This window comes from bacterium (assembly GCA_029210545.1).
Classification (GTDB): domain Bacteria; phylum BMS3Abin14; class BMS3Abin14; order BMS3Abin14; family BMS3Abin14; genus JARGFV01.
The window spans coordinates 21,313-22,059 of sequence record JARGFV010000036.1 but is presented as its reverse complement, the minus strand read 5'-3'; the positions used below and the strand labels follow the sequence as shown (position 1 = coordinate 22,059).

General features: G+C 55.4%; 1 protein-coding gene. It reads right to left on the bottom strand.

Features of this window, described 5'->3' with window-relative positions:
- Positions 1-170 precede the first annotated feature (170 nt).
- Positions 171-611 carry a hypothetical protein gene (locus P1S46_05655; protein ID MDF1535975.1) on the bottom strand — a complete coding sequence of 147 codons (441 nt, stop codon included), beginning with the start codon at positions 609-611 and terminating at the stop codon, positions 171-173.
- Between the last annotated feature and the right edge of the window lie 136 nt (positions 612-747).

Sequence of the window (747 nt, the reverse complement as noted above, 5' to 3'; positions counted from 1 at the left end):
TGTGAGGAAAGGGAAAACGACGCTTTTCCCTTTCCGTTGAGCAAAAAGTCCCGGATTGGACTTTTTGCGACCCTGTCTAAGTTGATGACTTCGCAAAAAGTCATCAATTCTGAGCTTTATCCTCGATCAAACTATGGAGCCTGCGTGGGGTTCTCTGGCAGGCTCCTGGATTACTGGACGAACGTCGCCCTGATCGTCTTGTCTGCCAAGGTAACGTTAATGGGGCTTTTCAGGTCGAACTTCGTGTCAAGGAACAGGTAGCCCTGGAACACGAACCCGTCCCCCTCCCCGCAAGCCTGACAGAAGTACTTTTTCATAAGGCAAAGGACCGGCCGGATAGTGATGCGGCCCTGGGCAAACTCGAAAGGCCGGTAGAAGACGTACTTGTCCGCGCACTGGATCTGCCACATGAGGACATGGCCCTCCTCACCGATGGCTTCCAGGATCTCCGATTCTGCCTGAGGATCATAAGTGAAGGAGATGGAGACGTTCCTGTCCCCTGAAGGTTTATTGATGATGTAGGCGATGTCCCCGGCAGCGGGAACACAGAGGAAAACCACCAGAATGGCTGACAGGACCAACGGTAAAAAGCGACATGTTACCCTGGACATTCCGCGCACCCCCTTGGTTCTGTCATCAACGCGCCCCGGGTGGGGCACCCAGATCAATGAAAGGTCCCGCCAGGACCGTTCGCGACCCTTCCACAGCAGCCGCGCCTGGGAAGGGCGCCCGGATCGATGACCGGAA